This is a genomic window from Kribbella sp., from assembly GCF_035687465.1.
Lineage (GTDB): Bacteria > Actinomycetota > Actinomycetes > Propionibacteriales > Kribbellaceae > Kribbella.
The window spans coordinates 14,982-34,272 of record NZ_DASRXP010000458.1; the positions used below are offsets into that span (position 1 = coordinate 14,982).

The 19,291-nt window shown below is 68.1% G+C and carries 16 protein-coding genes; 6 read left to right on the plus strand and 10 right to left on the minus strand.

Annotated features, from left to right (window positions below):
• Positions 1-11 precede the first annotated feature (11 nt).
• Positions 12-2,084: a sialate O-acetylesterase gene (locus tag VFG33_RS24030; RefSeq protein ID WP_325055199.1), complete on the plus strand. Its 2,073-nt coding sequence runs from the start codon at positions 12-14 to the stop codon at positions 2,082-2,084.
• A gap of 79 nt (positions 2,085-2,163) precedes the next feature.
• Positions 2,164-4,140, plus strand: coding sequence for an ethylmalonyl-CoA mutase (locus tag VFG33_RS24035; protein ID WP_325055200.1), 1,977 nt, complete (start codon positions 2,164-2,166; stop codon positions 4,138-4,140).
• On the opposite strand, the gene VFG33_RS24040 is transcribed toward VFG33_RS24035, so the two are convergent.
• Entirely contained in the window at positions 4,135-4,623 is a 489-nt protein-coding gene (locus VFG33_RS24040; RefSeq protein WP_325055201.1) for a pyridoxamine 5'-phosphate oxidase family protein, read from the minus strand. The genes VFG33_RS24035 and VFG33_RS24040 overlap by 6 nt on opposite strands.
• A 90-nt stretch (positions 4,624-4,713) precedes the next feature.
• On the opposite strand from VFG33_RS24040, the gene VFG33_RS24045 reads away from it, so the two are divergent.
• Complete coding sequence (locus tag VFG33_RS24045; RefSeq protein WP_325055202.1) at positions 4,714-6,672, plus strand: hypothetical protein; 1,959 nt, start codon at positions 4,714-4,716, stop codon at positions 6,670-6,672.
• 4 nt (positions 6,673-6,676) lie between these two features.
• Here VFG33_RS24045 and VFG33_RS24050 read toward each other — a convergent pair whose 3' ends face one another.
• The 3 genes from VFG33_RS24050 to VFG33_RS24060 form a co-directional block, all read right to left on the minus strand.
• Positions 6,677-7,585 carry a cyclase family protein gene (locus tag VFG33_RS24050; RefSeq protein WP_325055203.1) on the minus strand — a complete coding sequence of 303 codons (909 nt, stop codon included), beginning with the start codon at positions 7,583-7,585 and terminating at the stop codon, positions 6,677-6,679.
• Between the two features lie 1,117 nt (positions 7,586-8,702).
• Entirely contained in the window at positions 8,703-9,410 is a 708-nt protein-coding gene (locus VFG33_RS24055) for an isocitrate lyase/PEP mutase family protein (protein ID WP_325055204.1), read from the minus strand.
• Positions 9,410-9,874 (minus strand): carboxymuconolactone decarboxylase family protein, encoded by a 465-nt coding sequence (locus VFG33_RS24060; protein WP_325055205.1) that lies wholly within the window; start codon positions 9,872-9,874, stop codon positions 9,410-9,412. The genes VFG33_RS24055 and VFG33_RS24060 overlap by 1 nt, the downstream gene beginning before the upstream one ends.
• Before the next feature lie 47 nt (positions 9,875-9,921).
• Between VFG33_RS24060 and pdxR the strand changes: the two genes are divergently transcribed.
• A complete protein-coding gene (pdxR, locus tag VFG33_RS24065) occupies positions 9,922-11,313 on the plus strand; it encodes a MocR-like pyridoxine biosynthesis transcription factor PdxR (RefSeq protein ID WP_325055206.1) in 1,392 nt (463 codons plus the stop codon).
• Here pdxR and VFG33_RS24070 read toward each other — a convergent pair.
• Positions 11,303-11,719 (minus strand): MarR family winged helix-turn-helix transcriptional regulator, encoded by a 417-nt coding sequence (locus VFG33_RS24070; RefSeq protein WP_325055207.1) that lies wholly within the window; start codon positions 11,717-11,719, stop codon positions 11,303-11,305. The genes pdxR and VFG33_RS24070 overlap by 11 nt on opposite strands.
• 82 nt (positions 11,720-11,801) lie before the next feature.
• Here VFG33_RS24070 and VFG33_RS24075 point away from each other — a divergent pair, with 82 nt between their 5' ends.
• A complete protein-coding gene (locus VFG33_RS24075; RefSeq protein WP_325055208.1) occupies positions 11,802-13,601 on the plus strand; it encodes an ABC transporter ATP-binding protein in 1,800 nt (599 codons plus the stop codon).
• A gap of 5 nt (positions 13,602-13,606) precedes the next feature.
• Here the strand turns inward: VFG33_RS24075 and VFG33_RS24080 are convergent, their stop codons facing one another.
• The 5 genes from VFG33_RS24080 to nucS all read right to left on the minus strand — a co-directional run bounded on the left by VFG33_RS24080 (position 13,607) and on the right by nucS (position 18,690).
• On the minus strand, positions 13,607-14,533 hold the full coding sequence (locus VFG33_RS24080; RefSeq protein ID WP_325055209.1) for an FAD-dependent oxidoreductase: 927 nt from the start codon (positions 14,531-14,533) through the stop codon (positions 13,607-13,609).
• A gap of 62 nt (positions 14,534-14,595) precedes the next feature.
• The gene (locus VFG33_RS24085) at positions 14,596-15,729 is read right to left on the minus strand and encodes an esterase-like activity of phytase family protein (protein ID WP_325055210.1); all 1,134 of its coding nucleotides are present in this window, start codon (positions 15,727-15,729) and stop codon (positions 14,596-14,598) included.
• A gap of 110 nt (positions 15,730-15,839) precedes the next feature.
• On the minus strand, positions 15,840-17,660 hold the full coding sequence (gene glmS / locus VFG33_RS24090) for a glutamine--fructose-6-phosphate transaminase (isomerizing) (RefSeq protein ID WP_325055211.1): 1,821 nt from the start codon (positions 17,658-17,660) through the stop codon (positions 15,840-15,842).
• 26 nt (positions 17,661-17,686) lie between these two features.
• Entirely contained in the window at positions 17,687-17,962 is a 276-nt protein-coding gene (locus VFG33_RS24095; RefSeq protein WP_325055212.1) for a hypothetical protein, read from the minus strand.
• 68 nt (positions 17,963-18,030) lie between these two features.
• A complete protein-coding gene (gene nucS / locus VFG33_RS24100) occupies positions 18,031-18,690 on the minus strand; it encodes an endonuclease NucS (RefSeq protein WP_325055213.1) in 660 nt (219 codons plus the stop codon).
• A gap of 158 nt (positions 18,691-18,848) precedes the next feature.
• Here nucS and VFG33_RS24105 point away from each other — a divergent pair.
• On the plus strand, positions 18,849-19,291 hold a 443-nt coding region (locus VFG33_RS24105), incomplete at its 3' end, for a 3-hydroxyacyl-CoA dehydrogenase family protein (RefSeq protein ID WP_325055214.1).

Below are 19,291 nucleotides of genomic sequence, written 5' to 3' on the forward strand. Positions count from 1 at the left end.
GAGGTCCGCCCATGCCTCGGTTCGCGCCCGCCCGCGCTCTCATCCACCTCACTGTCCTCGCAACCATTGCAGTCTTCGGAGCGGTCGTCAGCCCGGCCTCCGCTGTCCCCACCCCCGCGGCTGCCGGCTGTGACACAGGAGCCGTGGGGTTCACCCCGGTGCTGCAGATCAACCTGCCCACCTCGGCGAACTGGCTCAACACGACCCCGCCGTACACCCTGAACAGGACCGCGGAGATCGGCTCCAACTTCGATCGCGTCGGCTACTGCCTCGAACTGAACGGCCCCAAGGGCCCGCAGTGGGTCTGGACGGCGATGGCACCGTTCACCAGCGACGCCAAGCGGCTCGGGCTGCAGACCTTCGCCGGACAGCTCTTCCGGCAGCAGGTCGGCGACCTCGAGGTGAACTCCAACGTGCCCGGCGTGACGAACGGCACCGGCCAGACCGGCTACATCGAGATGTGGCCGAACCAGTACAGCGGCGCCGCCAGCGGCCAGGTCCCCAACGCCTCGACGACCACGTACGACGCCGATGACTCCCCGACGACCGTCCTCGGTCACGGTTCGTTCCAGATCCACCAGATCGGCGCCACCAAGCCGTCGACCATTCCCGCCAAGCCGGTGCTGTCGGTCAACAGGTTCAGCGAGGGGACCGCCAAGGTCCTGGGGCTCGGCATCGGCACCAACACGACCGGAGCACCCGACTGGACCCTGACCGACAATGCCGCGAGCTACACGCAGCGCAAGCTGACCGTCTACGCGCGTCCTGCCCTGGTGACGCTGACCGAGATGCCCCAGGACCTGAAGCTGATTCCGCGCGACAGCGAGAACGGCGCGAACCCAGCGGTGGCCGGCCAGGTCACCGCCGCCGGGGTGGACCAGGTCGAACTGCGCGTCACCGGCAACGGCCAGACGCAGACGTTCACCGCTCCGGCCTCCGCGCCGTTCCGGTTCACGCCGAGGATCGTGGCCGGCCTCCACGAGTACACCTTCGAACTGAGAGCCACCGGGCCGGCGATCAACAGAGTCGTGGCTCGGCGCGATGGCATTGTCTCCGGAGACGTCTACGTAGTACAGGGGCAGTCGAATGCCGAGGCGGCCAAGCGCAGCGGCAATGCGAATGTCGAGGAATCCCCTTATCTGCGGAGCTTCGGCAGTTCGAATGCCAACTCGGTCATCTCCGGCGCCGACCGGGTCTGGCACTACGCGACCGGTGACGTGACCCAGCAGTCGGGCTCGGTCGGCCAGTGGGCGATCCGGATGGGTCGCCGGATCGTGGACACCTACGGGATCCCGGTGGCGCTGTTCAACGGATCCCACGGTGGCCAGCCGATCAGCTTCTTCCAGCGCAACGACACCACCCCGAACGACCTCGCCACGAACTACGGCCGACTGCGGAGTCGCTTGCAGGCGTCGGGCGTGCTCAGCCGGGTCAAGGGCGTCCTCTGGTACCAGGGTGAGGCCGAGTCGGACAACGCGTCCGTCCACATCAGCGGCTTCACCTCCCTGTTGCAGGACTGGCGAACAGAGATCGGTACTGCGAACACCGGTGGCAGCAAGTACTTCGTCTACCAGGTCCGCACGTCCCCTTGTGGCGACACCACTAAAATCAACCTCCGCGAGGCACAGCGCAAACTAGGCGACACCCAGGGCGTCACCATCCTGTCGGCGAACGGCCTGTCCGGCCACGACGGCTGCCACTACACGTACGCCGGTGGCTATCGCGAGATGGGCGACCACACGTTCGCAGTACTGGGCAGGGACCTGTACGGCGGTCCGTCGGCCGGTGTGGCTCCGCCTAACCCGTCAAGCGTCACCAAGAGCGGGACAACCCTCACAGTGAAGCTCCGGTCGACCGACGCGCTCACTGTGGATTCCGGAGCGGCCGCAAACTTCCGGTTGGTGGGATCGACCGTCACAGTCAGCTCGGTGGTCTACCAGGCCGGCGGCACGCTCAAGCTCACCTTGTCCGGTACGCCGACCGGCGCGACCGCGCTCGTCTACCAGGGACACCTGGGAGCCGGGCCGTGGATCACCAATGCCACCGGTACCGGCCTGCTGGCCTTCAACGTGGCCATCGCCTGAGAGGACGTGATGTAGACCGCTGGTGACACCGGTCACGAGAGTAGGACTCACAAGGTCACAGAGTCCTACTCTCGGGTATATGAGCGAGAAGGCGCGCCCTTGGGTGATGCGGACGTATGCCGGGCACTCGTCGGCCGCGGAGTCGAACGCGCTGTTCCGGCGCAACCTGGCCAAGGGCCAGACCGGACTGTCGGTCGCCTTCGACCTGCCCACCCAGACCGGCTATGACGCGGACCACCCGCTGGCCAAGGGCGAGGTCGGCAAGGTCGGTGTCCCGGTCGCTCATCTGGGCGACGTACGGGCGTTGTTCGACCAGATCCCGCTCGCGCAGATGAACACGTCGATGACGATCAACGCTCCCGCGATGTGGTTGCTCGCGCTGTACCAGGTCGCCGCGCAGGAGCAGGGTGCGCTGCCCGACGAGCTGACCGGGACCACCCAGAACGACATCGTCAAGGAGTACCTGTCCCGCGGCACGTATGCCTTCCCGCCGGACGCGTCCCTGCGGCTGACCACGGACCTGATCGCCTACACGGTGTCGACGATGCCGAAGTGGAACCCGATCAACATCTGCAGTTACCACCTGCAGGAGGCCGGGGCTACCCCGGTCCAGGAGTTGGCGTTCGCGTTGTCGACGGCGATCGCAGTACTGGATCGGGTTCGCGACGGCGGTCAGGTGGCGCCCGAGCGGTTCGGGGACGTGGTCCAGCGGATCTCGTTCTTCGTCAACGCCGGCGTGCGGTTCATCGAGGAGACCTGCAAGATGCGGGCGTTCGTCCGGCTCTGGGACGACGTCTGCCTCAACCGGTACGGCGTGACCGACGTCAAGGCCCGCCGCCTTCGCTACGGAGTACAGGTGAACTCGCTGGGGCTCACCGAGGCGCAACCCGAGAACAACGTGCAGCGGATCGTGCTGGAGATGCTCGGGGTGACGCTGTCGAAGAACGCGCGGGCGCGGGCGGTCCAGTTGCCCGCGTGGAACGAGGCGCTCGGGCTGCCGCGGCCGTGGGACCAGCAGTGGTCGCTCCGGATGCAGCAGGTGCTCGCGTACGAGTCGGACCTGCTCGAGTACGACGACATCTTCGACGGCTCGCATGTCATCGAGGCCAAGGTGGACGAGCTCGTCACCGGCGCTCGGGAGGAGATCGACCGCGTGCAGGCGATGGGCGGTGCCGTCGTCGCGGTGGAGAGCGGCTACCTCAAGCAGGCGCTGGTGGCCTCGCATGCCGAGCGGCGGCAGCGGATCGAGTCGGGCGAGCAGGTCGTTGTCGGGGTCAACAAATTCGAGAGCACCGAGCCTTCACCGCTGACGGCCGATCTGGACGCAGCGATCCAGACTGTCGATCCCGCGGCGGAGAGTGCCGCGCTGGAGTCGTTATTGCAGTGGCGCGCCGAGCGCGACAACGAGGCTGTCCAGGACTCCTTGGCCAGGCTGCGCGAGACGGCCAAGGGCACGGACAATCTCATGCAGGCAACGCTCACCTGCGCTCGCGCCGGCGCGACGACGGGGGAGTGGGCCGGCGTACTGCGGGAGGTGTTCGGCGAGTACCGCGCACCGACCGGGGTATCGGGGTCGGTCGGGGTCTCCGGCGGAGGCGAGGCGATCGCCGCCGTCCGCGCGAAGGTGGCGGCCACCTCCGACGAACTCGGCGGCCGGCTGCGACTCCTGGTCGGGAAGCCTGGTCTGGACGGTCATTCGAACGGCGCCGAGCAGGTCGCCGTACGGGCTCGTGACGTCGGTTTCGAGGTGATCTACCAGGGCATCCGGTTGACGCCCGAGCAGATCGTCGCGGCGGCGGTCGCGGAGGACGTGCACTGCGTCGGCCTGTCGATCCTGTCCGGCTCACACATGGAACTCGTGCCCCAGGTCGTCGCCGGCCTCCGCGAAGCCGGCCTCGAGGACGTGCCGGTGGTTGTCGGCGGCATCGTTCCTGACGCCGACGCCCGCGCCCTGCTGTCCGCAGGAGTCGCCGCCATCTACACCCCGAAGGACTACGACCTCACCGGCATGATGGCCGACGTCGTCGACGTCATCCGCCGCGCCAACCACTTATGACCCCTGCTTCTCGCGGATGATGTCTTCGACGGCCTTCGGGATGGTGGTTTCGAAGTCGAGGAGCTTCACCCAGTCGAAGGTGATGGAGATGCGGACCATCTGCGTGTAGAGAGCGCGGACGCCTTCCTGCCACTGCTCGAACTGGTCGTCAGGGACGATCTTGCCCGAGGCCTCGACATACTCGTCCGGTACGCCGTCCAGCAGGTCGACCTTGGCGGATCCGCGGAGCAGTAACACCTTGGGCGGGTAGCCCTCGGTGTCGATGGTGATCGACACCCGCGGGTTCTGCTGCAACGCCTTGACCTTGGCCGACTTCGGCACGGTGAAGATCTGGAGTGTCTCGCCGTCCCAGTGGAACCCGACCGGAATCACCCGCGGGTCCCCGTCGAGCCCGATATAGGCGAAGCGCGCGGGGATCTTCCCGGACAACAGGTCCTGGGAGTACGGCTTGGCCAGGATCTCGGCGATCTCCTGCTTGTTCATGATCGTTCCTCTCGCTGGTCGGGGGTTCTCATCAGGGGGACGAAGCTCGCGGAGCCTTCTCTACATCCTCGGCGAAGATAAGTTGGGGCAATGCGGGAGACATTCGCCCTCGGGGCCGGCAAGGTCGAGTTGACGGAGGACGGGGCCGTCGCGGTGGTGACGCATCCGTCGCGCGGTCACTCGATGCTGCTGGAGGACGCGCCCGAGGCGCCCGAGGCCGCGATGCACGATCCCGCACGCTACTGGGGCAAGGGATTCGTCATCACCGACCGCGGCAGCCACCGCTTCGATGCCCCGGCCAGTCAGCGCTGGCGGCAGACCGGCATCGACCTGCTCTACCAGTTGGGTGAGCTGGAGCTCCGGGTCGGCCGCCGGTTCGGGGAACAGTGGACCGAAACGTACGAGCTGCGCAACGTCTCCGTGGAGCAGGTCGCGGTCGGATCCATCGCCATCAGTACGCCGTGGCGCGATCTCTACAGCTCGAGTCGGGAGAGCCTCAACCGCGCTGTGCATGCACATGTGTGGACCGGTGGCGCCGACGCGTGGGTGTGGGCGGTCCCGATGGACGGCAGCGGGCCGGGCCTTGGACTCCAACTCACCGAGGGCGAACTGTGGGCCTACTCGGTGGAGTCGCGCGAAGCCGATACCGGCAGCAACGCGCGCGGGCATCTCTATCTGCACGTCACCGACCACGCCCGAGCTCCGCATGCCATGGGCGGCCAGCCACAGATCACGCTGGTCCCCGGCCAGTCGTACCGCTGGACGTGGCAACTCGCCTGGCACGACAGCTTGGCCGACTTCCACGCAACCCGGCAGCCGCTCATCGAGGCCGACCCGCTAGCCGCCGAGGTCGGCGAGTCGATCGAGATCCGCCTGGCCCCTGGCGTCACAGGGCCCGAGGTGGTCTCGTCGAGCGTCGCCGGCGTGCAGCAGGTCGAGGCGACGGACGGCAGCCGGACCTCGCGGATCAGCGTGCTCTTCCATCCACCGCTGCGAGAACTCGTCGAGCAACGAGTGCGGTTCATCCTCGACCACCAACGCCAACCCGAGCTCGCCGACAGCCGGCGTTTCGCCTTCGTGCCCTACGACAACGAGACCGGCCTGACCGTCCTGCCCGGTGCCTGGCAGGACTGGTCGGACGCCCGAGAACGAGTCGGTATGGCGCTGCTGCTGCAGGCGGCCCGCGACCGCGGCTGGGCTTCTTCCGACGAACTCACCGAAGCACTGGCCGGCTATCAGCAGTTCGTGGTTGAACACCTCGTCGCGGCCGATGGCACGGTTGCCGACGACAGCAGGCACAAGGGCAAGCTACGGCTCTACAACTTCCCCTGGTTCGCCCGATTCCTCCTCGGCCAGGGCGACCTCGACCGCGCAGTCCGCATCATCGACCGGTACTACGAACTCGGCGGCGACCACTTCCTCGCCTTCGACCTGGGCCCGCTGCTCCATGATCTGTCCGAGCAGCTCACCGGAGAAGGTCGTCCCGAGGACGCCGCGAGGATGCGGGATCACCTTGCCCAGCACGCGAGGACGTTCCTTGCCTATGGCGACGACCTGCCGCCGCATGAGGTGAACTACGAGCAGTCGATGGTTGCCCCGTTGCTCGAGTTGTTGCTGGCGGCGTACCGAACTGTGCCGGGAGTTGTGGAGGCCGCGGAGCTCAACCGGCGGCTGCCCTGGTTGACGGCCTTCGCCGCGGACCAGCCCGACGTGCGGCTGCGGCACATCCCGATCAGGCACTGGGACGGCTACTGGTTCGGCGCTCTGCGGCTGTGGGGCGACGTGTTTCCGCACTACTGGTCTGTGCTCAACGCCGCCCTCTTCCTGACCTGGCCGGCCGAGTTGGCTGACGAGGCCAAGGCTAAGTGGCTGAGATCAGCCGGGCAGGCGATCCTTCGAGCCAACCTGGTCAACTTCGCGCCCGACGGCTCCGCGACCTGCGCCTTCATCTATCCCAGTTGCGTCAACGGCCAACCCGCCCATGTGGCGGACCCACTGGCCAACGATCAGGACTGGGCGCTGGTCTACGCGCTTCGTCTTGGTCAGTAGTCGGTCAGGGGAGCGCGGCGAAGGCGCGGACGGGGAAGGTGCCGAGGCCGTCGATCAGGGGAGGGGTGGCGGTGAAGGTCGCGCCGGTGGGTGGGACCTGGGCCAGGCCGGTCAGGTGTTCGACGATCGCGAGGCCGGCGCCGAGGAGCAAGGTGTGTGCCGGGCGAGTGCCGTCCGTCATGTCGTCGATGTTGGCCGCATCGATCCCGACCAGGACGGCGCCGTTGCGGATCAACAGCTCGGCGCCGTCGCGGGTCAGGAAATGCGGGTCGACGACGTAGCTCGGAGTACCGAAGCGTGCGTCGTCCCCGGTGTGCAGGAGGACGGCTGCGCCGCGGACGTCGTACGGGGCAAGAGCGGCCGCGTCGATCCCGCCCTTCCCGCTGTCCTCCACCCGTACTACGACCGCGGGCAGCTCGGTGATCCGATCGAGCGCGAAGCCGGTGAGGTCGTGCCCGTCGGGATAGCGGTGAGACGGGCTGTCCAGGTAGGTGCCAGTGTTCGCCACCATCGTGATCCGGCCGATCTCGAACTCCGTGCCAGGTGCGTAGATCTCCTTCGACGCCTCGCGGGTGAGGTGCTTCCCGAGCTCAGGCCCGGGCAGATTCGGCAACGTCACCATCCCGTCGTGGATCACGTGGCTGAGTTCCACGTACTCCGGCCGCCCGCCGCTCGCGTCACCCGCCGCTGCCGGGACGCCGCGGGTGCCCTTGTGGGGTGCTTCGATGATCTCGAGGTTGGTCAGGTCGACCTCGCCGGCCATCAGCAGCCCGAGTGAGGCGAGGAACAACTCGCCCACCTCGGCAGGCGTCACCTCCGCCGACGCGACGTCGACCAGGAACCCTTGCGCCTGCAGACCACCGCCATTCGTGAAGGAGACGGTTGCATCGAACCTGGCGCGATAGGTGGTCATGCCCGCCATCCTCTCAACTCTTGGGATAGTGGTTGCCTCGGTGCATTGGCAGTGTGGTTGCGCGGTCTCCGCTGCGGGAGTGTGCTAGTCGACGTGGTGCGCGTCAAGGGCGCCTTTGGCGTCGCCTTCGGCGATCGAACAAGTTCGACCCTTGACCCGCACCACGTCGACCAGGGAAGGACGCAGCTACGCGGATCCGCGCTGACGTGTGAGCTGCATCAGGGGGATTCCGCTCGCCCGGGTGGTTCCGGCGCGAAGGTGTGAGCTGCATCCAGGGGGATTCCACCTCTCGCGGGTGGTTCGTGTGGGATGTTCGGCCCTTCCGCTGATTCGGCCGGCCCGGGTGGCGCCGGTTCCGAGGTGGCCCCATCCGGACCTACAGAAGTCGCGAAACCCTGTCCAGTAACCGGTTTCCCGGGTGGTTTCGGTGGGTTCTGTGGGTTCGGGTGGGGGGCCGTGCCGTAGATCGTGGCGTGGTTCGGTCGGCTGCCGGCTTGTGGGGCCGATACCGGTCTACTGGGCGCTATCGGTCGAACAACCTGCTATCGGCGGTAGGCGCGTCCGGGTGGATGCCGGGTCGTTGGGCCGATGCCGGTCTGTAGGGCGGTATCGGTCGAGCAGGCGGGCATCGGCCGGGGCGGTCACCGGGTGGTCCGCCTGGTGGTGTGCGCGTTCCGTCAGGTGGTGTGCGAGGTCTCGCGAGCCGGCAAGCGCCGGTTACTGGGCCGGCTCTGGAGGGTTGACCACTGAGATTGTGCGTTGCCCCTCGAGATTCTCAGGTGACAACCCACAATCTCAGTGGTCAACCCCTCCAGATCCGGCGTGAGCGCGACGGCCGGCCTCGGCGCGGGGCGCACCAGTCGCCAGGGCCACGGAATCACCAGCCTCACTCCCGGCGAACCAGCCGGGGGCGGCGCCCCGGACGTAATCCCTGAATTGTGGCCGTTCTTCTCAGCGGCTCCGGGCGTAGCCGCGTCTTTCCCTGGTCGTGGTGAGGTGTGTCAAGGGTCGAACTTGTTCGAGCCCGCAGGGCCGCGAAGCGCCCTTGACTCACCTCGCCGCGACTAGCACCATCACGCAGCCCGGCGACGCGAACCACATTCACCCACCCGCCGATTCAGGTCAGCGTGGGTAGCAGGTCTCGGAAGATGTTGGTGAGGTGGGTATGAAGGCTGGTGCCGTACGTGATGCGGGTGGCGCCCTGTTCGGCCAGTTGGGCGGCGGTCGGGCCGTTGGGCTTGGCGTGGGCGTTGAGGGGGCCGCCGATGGAGTTCTTCAGGTCGGCAAGTAGCTCGAGCGGGGCGAAGATCGGGTAGACGCAGTCGGCGCCGGCTCGACGGTAGGCGCGGCCGCGGGCGATCGCATCCTCCAGCGAACCCTCCTGCAGGAACGTGTCGATGCGCGCGTTGACGACGAGGTCTGCACCAGCGGCGGCACGAACCTCGCACAGGTAATCGGCCTGCTCGGACGGATCGGTCAAAGCCCCCGTTGCCGGATCCGAGTCCTCGAGGTTGCACCCGACCGCGCCCGTTTCGAGCAACCTGTCCACGAGCTCCTTCGGCTTCAGTCCGTAGCCCGCTTCCAGGTCCGCGGTCACCGGTACGTCGACCGCGCGGGCCATGCGGGCGATCGCTTCGAACATCTCGGGGACCGGGGTCAGTTGCCCGTCGTCGTACCCGAGCACCCGGGCGACCGCACCACTGCTGGTGGCGATCGCCGGGTACCCGGCCTCGGCGATCAGCCGGGCGCTGACTGGGTCCCACGCGTTCGGCAGGACGAGCGGCGCGGCGCCGTGGTGCAGCGCCCGGAACGTCTGGGCGCTCATCAGCTGGGGTCGTAGTGGCCGGGCTCGAGATGGCCGGTCGCGCCGACCCGGTTCCAGGCGTTGATCATGATGATGAGTCCGATCAGCTGGGCCAGTTCCTTGTCGTCGAAGGCATTGGCGGCGACCTCGTACACGTCGTCCGGGACGTGGTCGACGCTGATCAGGGTGATCGCCTCGGTCAGTTCCAGTGCGGCCCGCTCCTGCTCGCTGAAGAACTTCCGGGCCCCGCGCCAGGCGGCCACCAGGTGGAGCCGCTGCGCCGACTCGCCCGCGTGCTGCGCGTCCAGGGTGTGCATGTCCAGGCAGTAGGCACAGCCGTTCAGCTGCGAAGCCCGGATCCGGACGAGATCCGCGAGGCGGGGGTCCAGCCCGGTCGCGGACTGGGCGTCCAGGTCGTTCAGGGCCTTGTAGAAGTCGGGCGCCAAGGAGGCGAGCTTGACTCGGCGATGCGTCGTTGCGCTCATGACGACCACGCTAGACGGGAAGCGGCCCAGGTGTATGGTCCACTTCCATGGGAGATTCAGGGGCCAATTCTGCCACCGCGGTGGGTGCGGATCTGCATCTGGACCTGGCCGGCCGGCGGGGCCGCGGTGAGCTGGTGCAGGCGCTGCACGAGTCGATCAGCAGCGGCCGGCTCGCACCGGGCACGCGGCTTCCGTCGTCGCGGACGCTGGCCAAGGACCTCGGCGTCGCCCGGAACACCGTGGCCGATGCCTACGGACAACTCGTCGCCGAGGGGTGGCTGACGGCCCGCCAGGGTTCCGGTACGGAGGTCGCCAGCCGGGAGACCCCGTCACCCGTGCCGCGCACACCATTGCCCGAGGCAAAGAAATTCCGGTACGACCTGACTCCGGGCACACCCGACCTGTCCACCTTCCCGCGCGGCGAATGGCTCGCGGCCGCTCGCAAGGCGTTGCCTTCGGCACCTAACGAGGCCTTCGGGTACGGCGATCCCCGCGGCCGGATCGAGCTCCGCCGGACCCTGGCGGACTACCTCGCCCGGGCGCGCGGAGTACGGGCCGATCCGGAGTTGATTCTGGTCTGCTCGGGGTATGTGCAAGCGCTGAGTCTGCTGGGCGCAGTACTGCGGGCTCAGGGTGCGAAGTCGTTGTCCGTCGAGGAGTTCGGATACGACCTGCACTGGGATGTGATCCGGTCTCGCGGGTTGGAGCCGGTGCCGATCGCGGTGGACGAGCACGGAGTACGGGCCGAGCTGTTGTCCGGCGAGGCGGCGTTACTGACGCCTGCCCACCAGATGCCGACCGGGGTTCCGCTGGCGCCGCATCGGCGGACCGCGGCGGTCGAGTGGGCGCGATCGACCGGCGCGGTGCTGATCGAGGACGACTACGACGGGGAGTTCCGGTACGACCGCCAGACCGTCGGCGCCTTGCAGGCTTTGGATCCCGAGCGCGTCGTCTACACCGGTACTGCGAGCAAGAGTCTCGCGCCCGGGTTGCGCCTCGCCTGGATGGTGGTCCCACAGCGCCTGATGGAACCGGTCCTCGCGGCCAAACGGACCGCGGATCTCCAGACCGCGACGCTCGACCAATTGACCCTCGCGGAATTCATTGCCTCCGGCTACTACGACCGGCACGTCCGCCGTAGCCGACTGCACTACCGTCGCCGCCGGGATCGCCTGGTCGAACTCCTGGCAGTGCGAGCTCCGGGTGTCCGCGTGGCGGGGATCGCGGCCGGCATGCACGTACTGCTCGACGTACCGGGTGATGCCCAGGACATGGTCGATCGAGCGGCCCGGCAGGGCCTGCAAGTGGCGTCGCTCGACCGCTACCGCTTCACCTCGGACCCGTCGGCCCGCCAGGCCTTGGTCGTCGGCTATGGCACCCCGCCCGACCACTCCTACGCCGGCGCCCTCGACCTCCTCTGTCAGGTCCTTAGCGTCTGAGCTTGTGGAGGATGGCGGTGAGCTCGGTCCGTTCGGCATCGCTGAGAACGCTGAAGTAGGCCTCGGCCTCGGCGTCGCGGGAGGCGCGGATCGCCTGGCCGACCCGGGTCCCTTCGTCGGTCGGCGCCACCAGCGTCGCCCGACGGTCCTGCGGGTCAGGACGCCGTTCGACCAGTCCGCGATCCTGCAGGGCATCGACCACCTCGGTAGTCGAGCGGGCCGCGATGCGGAGGTGGTCGGAGAGTTCACTGAGTCGCAGTGGGCCCTGGCGCAGGAGGACACCGAGGGCGCGGGCGTGGGACGGCGCGATGTCCCACGGCGCCAGGGTCTCCTTCCGCAGGTGCCGCAGCTGATGAGCGACCCCCCAGAACGTCTCGGGGAGGGTCTCCTCGTCGTCATCGGCCATGGGAATACGCTACCAACCAATCCTGTTGTACCCTCATAATGAGGTAACCTCAGCATATCCGCCTACAGAAACGGTGCTTGTCTTGGATCCCGAAAATCTTGAGCGAGGCCGCCGAGCCGGCCAGAAGTCAGCCACAGCCGCCGAGAAAGCGCAGGCCCGCGAGGTATCGCTGGGCCGCATCGGACGGCTCTTCACCCCCCACAAGTTCTCCCTCGCCGTCGTCACGGCGATCATCGTCGCATCATCCGTGGTGGCCATGGCGTCACCGTTCCTGCTGCGCGCCGTCATCGACACGGCGCTGCCGAAGCAGGAGCTGAAGCTTCTGGTCTGGCTGGTGGTCGGCATGGTCGCCGTCGCCGCCATCACCTCGGCCCTGGGCGTCGTCCAGACCTGGATCAGTACCAGGGTCGGCCAGCAGGTCATGCACCGGCTGCGTACCGACGTCTTCGGCCACCTGCAGCGGCAGTCGATGGCCTTCTTCACCCGGACCCGCACCGGCGAGGTGCAGTCCCGCATCACCAACGACATCGGTGGCATGGAGCCCGTCGTCACGTCGACGGCCACCTCCATCGCCTCTAACCTCACCACGGCGATCGCCACCGCCGTGGCCATGCTCGCCTTGTCCTGGCAGCTCTCGCTCATCTCGCTCGTCGTGATGCCGCCGTCCATCTACCTGACCCGCAAGGTCGCCCAGATGCGCCGGGCCATCACCGCGCAGCGCCAGCGCGAACTGGCCGATCTCAACGTCACGGTCGAGGAAGGTCTCTCGATCAGCGGCATCCAGCTCAGCAAGACCATGGGCACCGCGGCGACCCTGATCGACCGCTTCACCGCGTCGTCGACCCGGTTGATCGATCTGGAGCTCCGCTCGGAGCTGGCCGGCCGGTGGCGGATGGCCTCGATGAGCGTCATCTTCGCCGCCATCCCGGCGATCATCTACCTGAGCGCCGGCCTGCCGATGACCGCCGGAACCATGACCATCGGCACCCTGGTCGCCTTCACCACCCTGCAGGCCGGGCTGTTCCGGCCGCTGATGGGACTGCTCAACGTCGGCGTCGCGCTGACCAGCTCGCTGGCCCTCTTCGCGCGGATCTTCGAGTACCTCGACCTGCCGATCGACGTGAACGACCCGGCCAAGCCGGTCGAGATCGATCCGGCCCGCATCGAGGGTCACGTGCGCTTCGAGGACGTTACCTTCGCCTACCCGGGCAGTGAGACGGCCGCAGTGGCCGGCGTCAGCCTGGACGTCCCAGCCGGTACTACGTTGGCGCTGGTCGGTGAGACCGGTTCCGGCAAGAGCACTCTCGCCTCGTTGGTCGCGCGTCTCTATGACCCGACCAGCGGACGCGTCACCATCGACGGCATCGACCTGCGCGACCTGCGGCTGGAGGATCTCGCCGCTGTGGTCGGCGTGGTCAGCCAGGAGACCTACCTGCTGCACACCACGGTTCGCGAGAACCTCCGCTACGCCAAGCCCGACGCGACCGATGCGGAGATCGAGGAAGCCGCACGCGCTGCCCAGGTGCACGAGTTGATCGCCGGGCTGCCTGAGGGCTACGACACCATGGTCGGGTCCCGCGGGCACCGCTTCTCCGGAGGCGAGAAGCAGCGGATCGCCATTGCTCGCACCCTGCTGCGCAACCCGCGGGTCCTGGTCCTGGACGAGGCCACCAGCGCGCTGGACACCGAGACCGAGCGAGCGGTCCAGCAGGCGTTCGACCGGCTCGCCGAGGGCCGCACCACCATCACCATCGCCCACCGCCTGTCGACGGTCCGCGACGCCGACCAGCTCGTCGTCATCGACCACGGCCGCGTGATCGAGTCCGGAACCCACACCAGCCTGGTCGAAAGCAACGGCCGCTACGCCCGACTCGCCACCTGAACAGGTCAGACGGACTGGCGGACCAGCGCTAGTACCTCGTCGGCACAGCCCCAGGAGAGGGTCACTCCAGAGCCGCCGTGGCCGTAGCAGTGGACTACGCGCTGGTGGCCCGTCTGGACGACCTCGCAGCGGATCGCGGGACGGGCCGGGCGAAGTCCGACGCGGTGCCGGAGCACCTTGGCCTTGCGGAGCTGGGGGACCAGCCCGATCGCGCGGGTCAGGATCTGCTCGGCCGTGGCCTCGTGCACTGCCATGTCCCAGCTGTCCGGCTGGCTCGTGCCGCCGACCACGACGTCACGCTCGCGCGGGATCACATAGGTGAGGTCCGACGGCGCACGGTCGGCGATCAGCCACTCGGTCAACCCGAACTGCTCGACCGTCAGCACCTGTCCGCGGACGGGAATGACGGTTGGGTCACTGGCAGTCAGGCGGGCGCCGAGCCCGGTGCAGTTCACCACGATGTCCGCCTGGGTGGGCAGCGCCGAGAGGGCAGCACGAGTCAGCGTGCCACCGGCCTCGTCGAGACGTTTCACCAAGTACGGGAGGTAGACCGGCATGTCGATCACTGGCGAGGTGAAGGACCAGCCGTCCTTGAACCCGGGCGGCGGCGACCCGATCCGGCGCAGATCGGGCAGCGCGGACGCCCAGGAGGGGTCCGGCGTCGGCTCGGTCAGAAACTCCTGGCCGTGCCGCAACCGGACCGACGGCTCCTGCGCGGCCAGCTTGGTGAACTCCTCGTACGACGTCCGTCCCCAGGCGGCGACGCGATCAGCCGGGGCCGACAGATACGGACTCCAGATCGCGGCCGCGACAGCCGACGTGGTCTCCAGTGGGAGATCCCGCGCGAACACGGCCACGTCGTACCCGGACTCGGCCAGCCGGACGGCACAACTGAGCCCGATCACGCCGGCACCCACCACGATCACGCGCATCCACAGATTGTCGCCCAGCGGGCCTCAACCCGCCACCGTTGCCCGCGGCATCCTGTGGATGATCAATGAACGTCGACGGCCAGGGAGTAGAGACGGGTGATCTGGGTGGCGCCGCCGTTGTCGTCGGAAAGCAGGTACAGCTGGCGCCGGCCGCCGGGCAGGTAGCCACCGAGGGCGAGGCCCTCGACGTTGTCCAGCAGGGGGTTCGGTTGCGGCTGCTTGGCGACCGCGCCCGATGGCGGGCAGTTCACCAAGTCGAAGAGCAACTTCTTCTGCAGGAAGACCTTCGCCGGCGCATCGGCCAGGGACTCGCGGCCGCTCACGTCGACGGCCTTGCGCAACGACACCGTGAACACCCGGATCGTGTTGCCGACGCCCGGGGTGAAGGTGCGCTCCATCGACACCAGTTCGTTGCGGTTCACCACTGCGAGCTCGACCAGGGCGAGTCCGGGGTCCGGCTTGTACGCGAGTTGCTCGGCCAGGCGATAACCGTGACCGGGCGTACCGGCGTACCGGAGGATTCTGTTGCGGGTGCTGCCGCTGGCGTCGGTGCCGTCCGGGGCGAGCGGTCCTTCCATGCCGGCGAAGAGCGAGTGGCCGTCCGGGCTGACCGCGAGCGACTCGAAGGTCGCGTTGCTGGTGGCCTCGCCGGCCGGCGCGACCTGGAACCGCGCGGGCACCGGCAGCGACGCGATCTCCTTGCCGTCGGACAGCCGGAACCGACGGATCGACGGCTCCCGCTCCGATGTCGCCAGAATGGTCTTGCCGCCGCGCTCGGCGACCAGGCCCTCGCCGTCGAAGTCCGCGCCGGTGAAGGCGGTGCCGTCCGGACGACGCAGGATCGTCATGCCCTTCACGCTGACGGTGGGCTTGCTACTGATCCTCAGGTCGAACACCCGGGCCGGCGTCGTACCGATGTTGTCGACCAGAGCCATCGCGCGACCCGGGCTGGTGACGTTGATTGCGGACAGGCCCGCCACCGGCTGACCGTCGAACGTGGTCTTGTCCAGGCTGTCGCTGAACCCGAGGAACCGCGCATCGCGGGAGCAGTTCCCGCCCGGATCCGGGCTGCCGTGGCGGTCGGTCGCCGGCGCCGCCGAAGCGGTCAGTGACGTGGTGAGCGCGGTCAGTACGACGACCGCGGCGAGTGGGGTCTGCCAGCGCATCAGGAACCTCCGGTACGACGGTTGGTCCACCGATCCAATCCCATCCACCCGACCAACAGGTGAACGACGGCCTCCACCAACCCGTTGCGTCCGAAGAACCTGAGGTCATAGCGCAAGGTTCTTCGGACGCAAGCGGGGAGTTACTCGACGGTGACGGACTTTGCCAGGTTGCGGGGCTTGTCGACGTCGTGGCCGAGGGCAACGGACGCGTGGTACGCCAGGAGTTGCAGCGGGATGGTCAGCAGGATCGGGTCGAGCTCCGGCTCGTTCTTCGGGACCTCGATCACGGCGGCCGCGCCGTCCGGGACCTGGACGCCCGGGTGGGTCACGACGTACAGCGGACCCGAGCGGGCCGCGATCTCGTGCAGGGCGCCGATGTTGCGGTCCAGCAGTTCGTCGTTCGGCACGATCGCGACGGTCGGCACGTCGGGAGAGATCAGCGCCAGCGGACCGTGCTTCAGTTCGGAGGTCTGGTAGGCCTCCGCGTGCCGGTACGAGATCTCCTTGAGCTTCTGCGCGCCCTCACGAGCGACCGGGTAACCACGGGTCCGGCCGACGAAGAAGATGCTCTCGTGCTTGGCCAGCCGGCCGGCGATCGCGGCGAGCTCCGGCTCGGTGTCGACGATCGCCTGGATCTGCGCAGGGATCCTCTTCAGCCCCTCAATCAGGCGTCGCCCGTCGGCGGGGGAGACGTCCCGGATCCGGCCGAGGTGGATGCCGAGCATCGCGAATCCGACCGCCATGTTGGTGAGCGCCTTGGTCGACGCCACCGACACCTCCGGACCGGCGTGCAGGTAGACGCCGCCGTCGACCTCGCGGGCGATACTCGAGCCGACCGCGTTGACCAGGCCGATCACCCGACCACCCTTGCGCTTCAGCTCCTGGACCGCGACCAGCGTGTCCAGGGTCTCCCCGGACTGGCTGACAGCGACGTACAGGGTGTCGCGCTCGACGACCGGATTGCGGTAGCGGAACTCGGAGGCGGGCTCGGCGTCAGCGGGGATCCGGGCCACTTCCTCGATGAACTGCGCGCCGAGCTGGCCGGCGTAGTACGCGGAGCCGCAGCCGAGGATCTTCACCCGCTTGATCTCGCGGGCCTCCCTGGCGTCCATGTTCAGGCCGCCGAGGTGGACGGTGTGGAAGCGCTCGTCGAGCCGGCCGCGGATGGCGCGCAGGACGGCCTCGGGCTGCTCGTGGATCTCCTTGACCATGAAGTGCTCGTGCGCGCCGCGCTCGTACTCGTCGGCGCTCCACTCGACGGTCTCGGCGGTCTTCGTGGTCGGGCGGGAGTCGCTGGTGAAGGTCCTGTAACCGTCGGCGCGGACGGTGGCGAGCTCGCCGTCGTCCAGGTGCACGACCTGACGGGTGTAGCGGACCAGCGCGGAGGCGTCGCTCGCGACGTGCATCTCGCCGTCACCGATGCCGAGGATGATCGGGCTGCCGTTGCGGGCCACCACGATCCGGTCCGGGTAGGCCAGGTCGATCACGGCGATGCCGTAGGTGCCGTCGATCCGGCGCAGCGCCTTGAGCACCTTCTCCTCGAGGGTGTCGCCCTCGGCCTGCTCGATCAGGTGGGCGAGCACCTCGGTGTCGGTCTCGGAGCGCAGCTTGACGCCGGCGTCCTCCAGCTGGGCGCGCAGCGCGGCGGCGTTGTCGATGATGCCGTTGTGTACTACGGCGATCCGCTCGTCGCCGCTCACGTGCGGGTGTGCGTTGTCCTTGCTCGGGCCGCCGTGGGTGGCCCAGCGGGTATGCCCGATCCCGAGCTTGCCGCCGAACCGCTTGGGCAGTGAGGCCTCCAGCTCACGTACCCGGCCGGCGTCCTTGTGGACCTTCAGTTCGCTGGACCCGAGCACGGCGACGCCGGCCGAGTCGTACCCGCGGTACTCCAGCCGGGCCAGGCCGTCCACCAGGATCGGCGCGGCCGGCTTGGTGCCGACGTACCCCACGATTCCGCACATGGATGGTTCCTTTCTCGAGTTCTTGGTCAGCCGTAGACGATGCGTCGCAGCTGCCGGGCAGAAAGTTCGGGAGAGCGGACCGGCCAGTGCCGGAGTTCGGTGCCGAGCCGGGCGAAGATCTCGTCGTTGCGGGCACCGTAGGTCTGCAGCTCCCGGTGCCGGCGACGGACGTAGTCCTCGGTCGTCTCGGTGAAGTAGGCCAGGACGTCGGCGACCACACGGCGCGCGTCGTCCGGGGTTAGCCCGGTGGTGCGGCTGACCTGTTCGACGAGCTCGTCGCTGGGGTCCACCGCATCAGTCATCACTCGCACCACTGTGCAGTGATTCAGGGTCAAAAGCCAAGGATCTGCCCGAAATCGGGCAAGCCTGCTCAGAAGAGGCGGAGGACGTCGGATTCCATCCCTCGGAGGGCGTCGTAGTCGACGGTGACGCATTCGAGGCCGCGGTCGGTGGCGAGGAACTGGGCCTGCGGTTTGATCAGCTGGGCCGCGAAGATGCCGCGGACCGGGGTGAGCAGCGGGTCGCGGTTCAGCAGTTCGACGTACCGGGTGAGTTGCTCGACGCCGTCGATCTCACCGCGGCGCTTGATCTCGACCGCGACGTGCCTGCCCTCGGCGTCCCGGCAGAGCAGGTCGACCGGGCCGATCGCGGTCGGGTACTCGCGCCGGACCAGCGTGAAGCCCTCGCCGAAAGTGTGCACGTGCTCGGCCAGCAGTTCCTGCAGGTGCGCCTCGACGCCGTCCTTGATCAGCCCGGGATCCAGTCCCAGCTCGTACGAGGTGTCGCTGACGACCTCCTCGAAGGTGATCCGCAGTTCCTCGCCGGCCTTGTTGGTGACGCTCCAGACGCCGTCCTCCTCCGCCAGCTTGCACGGGGGCGACATCCAGTTCAGCGGCTTGTACGAACCGCCGTCGGCGTGGATCAGCACGGACCCGTCCGCCTTCACCATCAACAACCGCGGAGCCATCGGCAGATGAGCGGTCAGCCGTCCGGAGTAGTCCACTGAGCAACGAGCAATCACCAGGCGCACGACAAAGCACCGTAGTCCACCCGCCCGCCGAACCCCATGTCGCCTGGCCGGAACTGGTGGAGGCTGGTCGCCAGGAAAGCGCCCGCAGGTGTGAGGTTGCACTCTGGGGTGACTCAGCTCATGTGCGGACCAGTGTGGTGACTGGCACACTTCGAGCCATGGCTCGTGAACTGAAGACGGTGGGAGTGGTCGGTCTCGGCACGATGGGCGCCGGGATCGCGGAGGTGTTCGCCCGGAACGGCCTGACCGTGGTCGGGGTGGAACGGGACGAGCAGGCGGCCGAGCGTGGTCGCGGGCACATCCAGCACTCGACCGACCGGGCCGTGAAGCGGGGCAAGTTGTCCGTTGAGGATCAGCAGGCGCTGTTCGACCGGCTCACCTTCGCCACCGAGATCGAGGCGCTGGCCGACTGCGACCTGGTGATCGAGGCGGTGATCGAGCGGCTCGAGCTGAAGCGGGAGATCTTCTCCGCGCTGGACAAGGTGGTCCGCGAGGACGCGATCCTCGCGACCAACACCTCCTCGCTGTCGGTCACCGAGATCTCGGTCGCCACTGTGCGCCCGCGTCGCGTCGTCGGGATGCACTTCTTCAACCCGGCACC

What these genes read in the sequence shown, in the direction of transcription:
- VFG33_RS24030 (WP_325055199.1), top strand. Translation starts at nt 12, where the DNA reads ATGCCTCGGTTCGCGCCCGCCCGCGCTCTCATCCACCTCACTGTCCTC.
- VFG33_RS24035 (WP_325055200.1), top strand. Translation starts at nt 2,164, where the DNA reads ATGAGCGAGAAGGCGCGCCCTTGGGTGATGCGGACGTATGCCGGGCAC.
- VFG33_RS24040 (WP_325055201.1), bottom strand. Translation starts at nt 4,623, where the DNA reads ATGAACAAGCAGGAGATCGCCGAGATCCTGGCCAAGCCGTACTCCCAG.
- VFG33_RS24045 (WP_325055202.1), top strand. Translation starts at nt 4,714, where the DNA reads ATGCGGGAGACATTCGCCCTCGGGGCCGGCAAGGTCGAGTTGACGGAG.
- VFG33_RS24050 (WP_325055203.1), bottom strand. Translation starts at nt 7,585, where the DNA reads ATGACCACCTATCGCGCCAGGTTCGATGCAACCGTCTCCTTCACGAAT.
- VFG33_RS24055 (WP_325055204.1), bottom strand. Translation starts at nt 9,410, where the DNA reads ATGAGCGCCCAGACGTTCCGGGCGCTGCACCACGGCGCCGCGCCGCTC.
- VFG33_RS24060 (WP_325055205.1), bottom strand. Translation starts at nt 9,874, where the DNA reads ATGAGCGCAACGACGCATCGCCGAGTCAAGCTCGCCTCCTTGGCGCCC.
- pdxR (WP_325055206.1), top strand. Translation starts at nt 9,922, where the DNA reads ATGGGAGATTCAGGGGCCAATTCTGCCACCGCGGTGGGTGCGGATCTG.
- VFG33_RS24070 (WP_325055207.1), bottom strand. Translation starts at nt 11,719, where the DNA reads ATGGCCGATGACGACGAGGAGACCCTCCCCGAGACGTTCTGGGGGGTC.
- VFG33_RS24080 (WP_325055209.1), bottom strand. Translation starts at nt 14,533, where the DNA reads ATGCGCGTGATCGTGGTGGGTGCCGGCGTGATCGGGCTCAGTTGTGCC.
- glmS (WP_325055211.1), bottom strand. Translation starts at nt 17,660, where the DNA reads ATGTGCGGAATCGTGGGGTACGTCGGCACCAAGCCGGCCGCGCCGATC.
- VFG33_RS24095 (WP_325055212.1), bottom strand. Translation starts at nt 17,962, where the DNA reads ATGACTGATGCGGTGGACCCCAGCGACGAGCTCGTCGAACAGGTCAGC.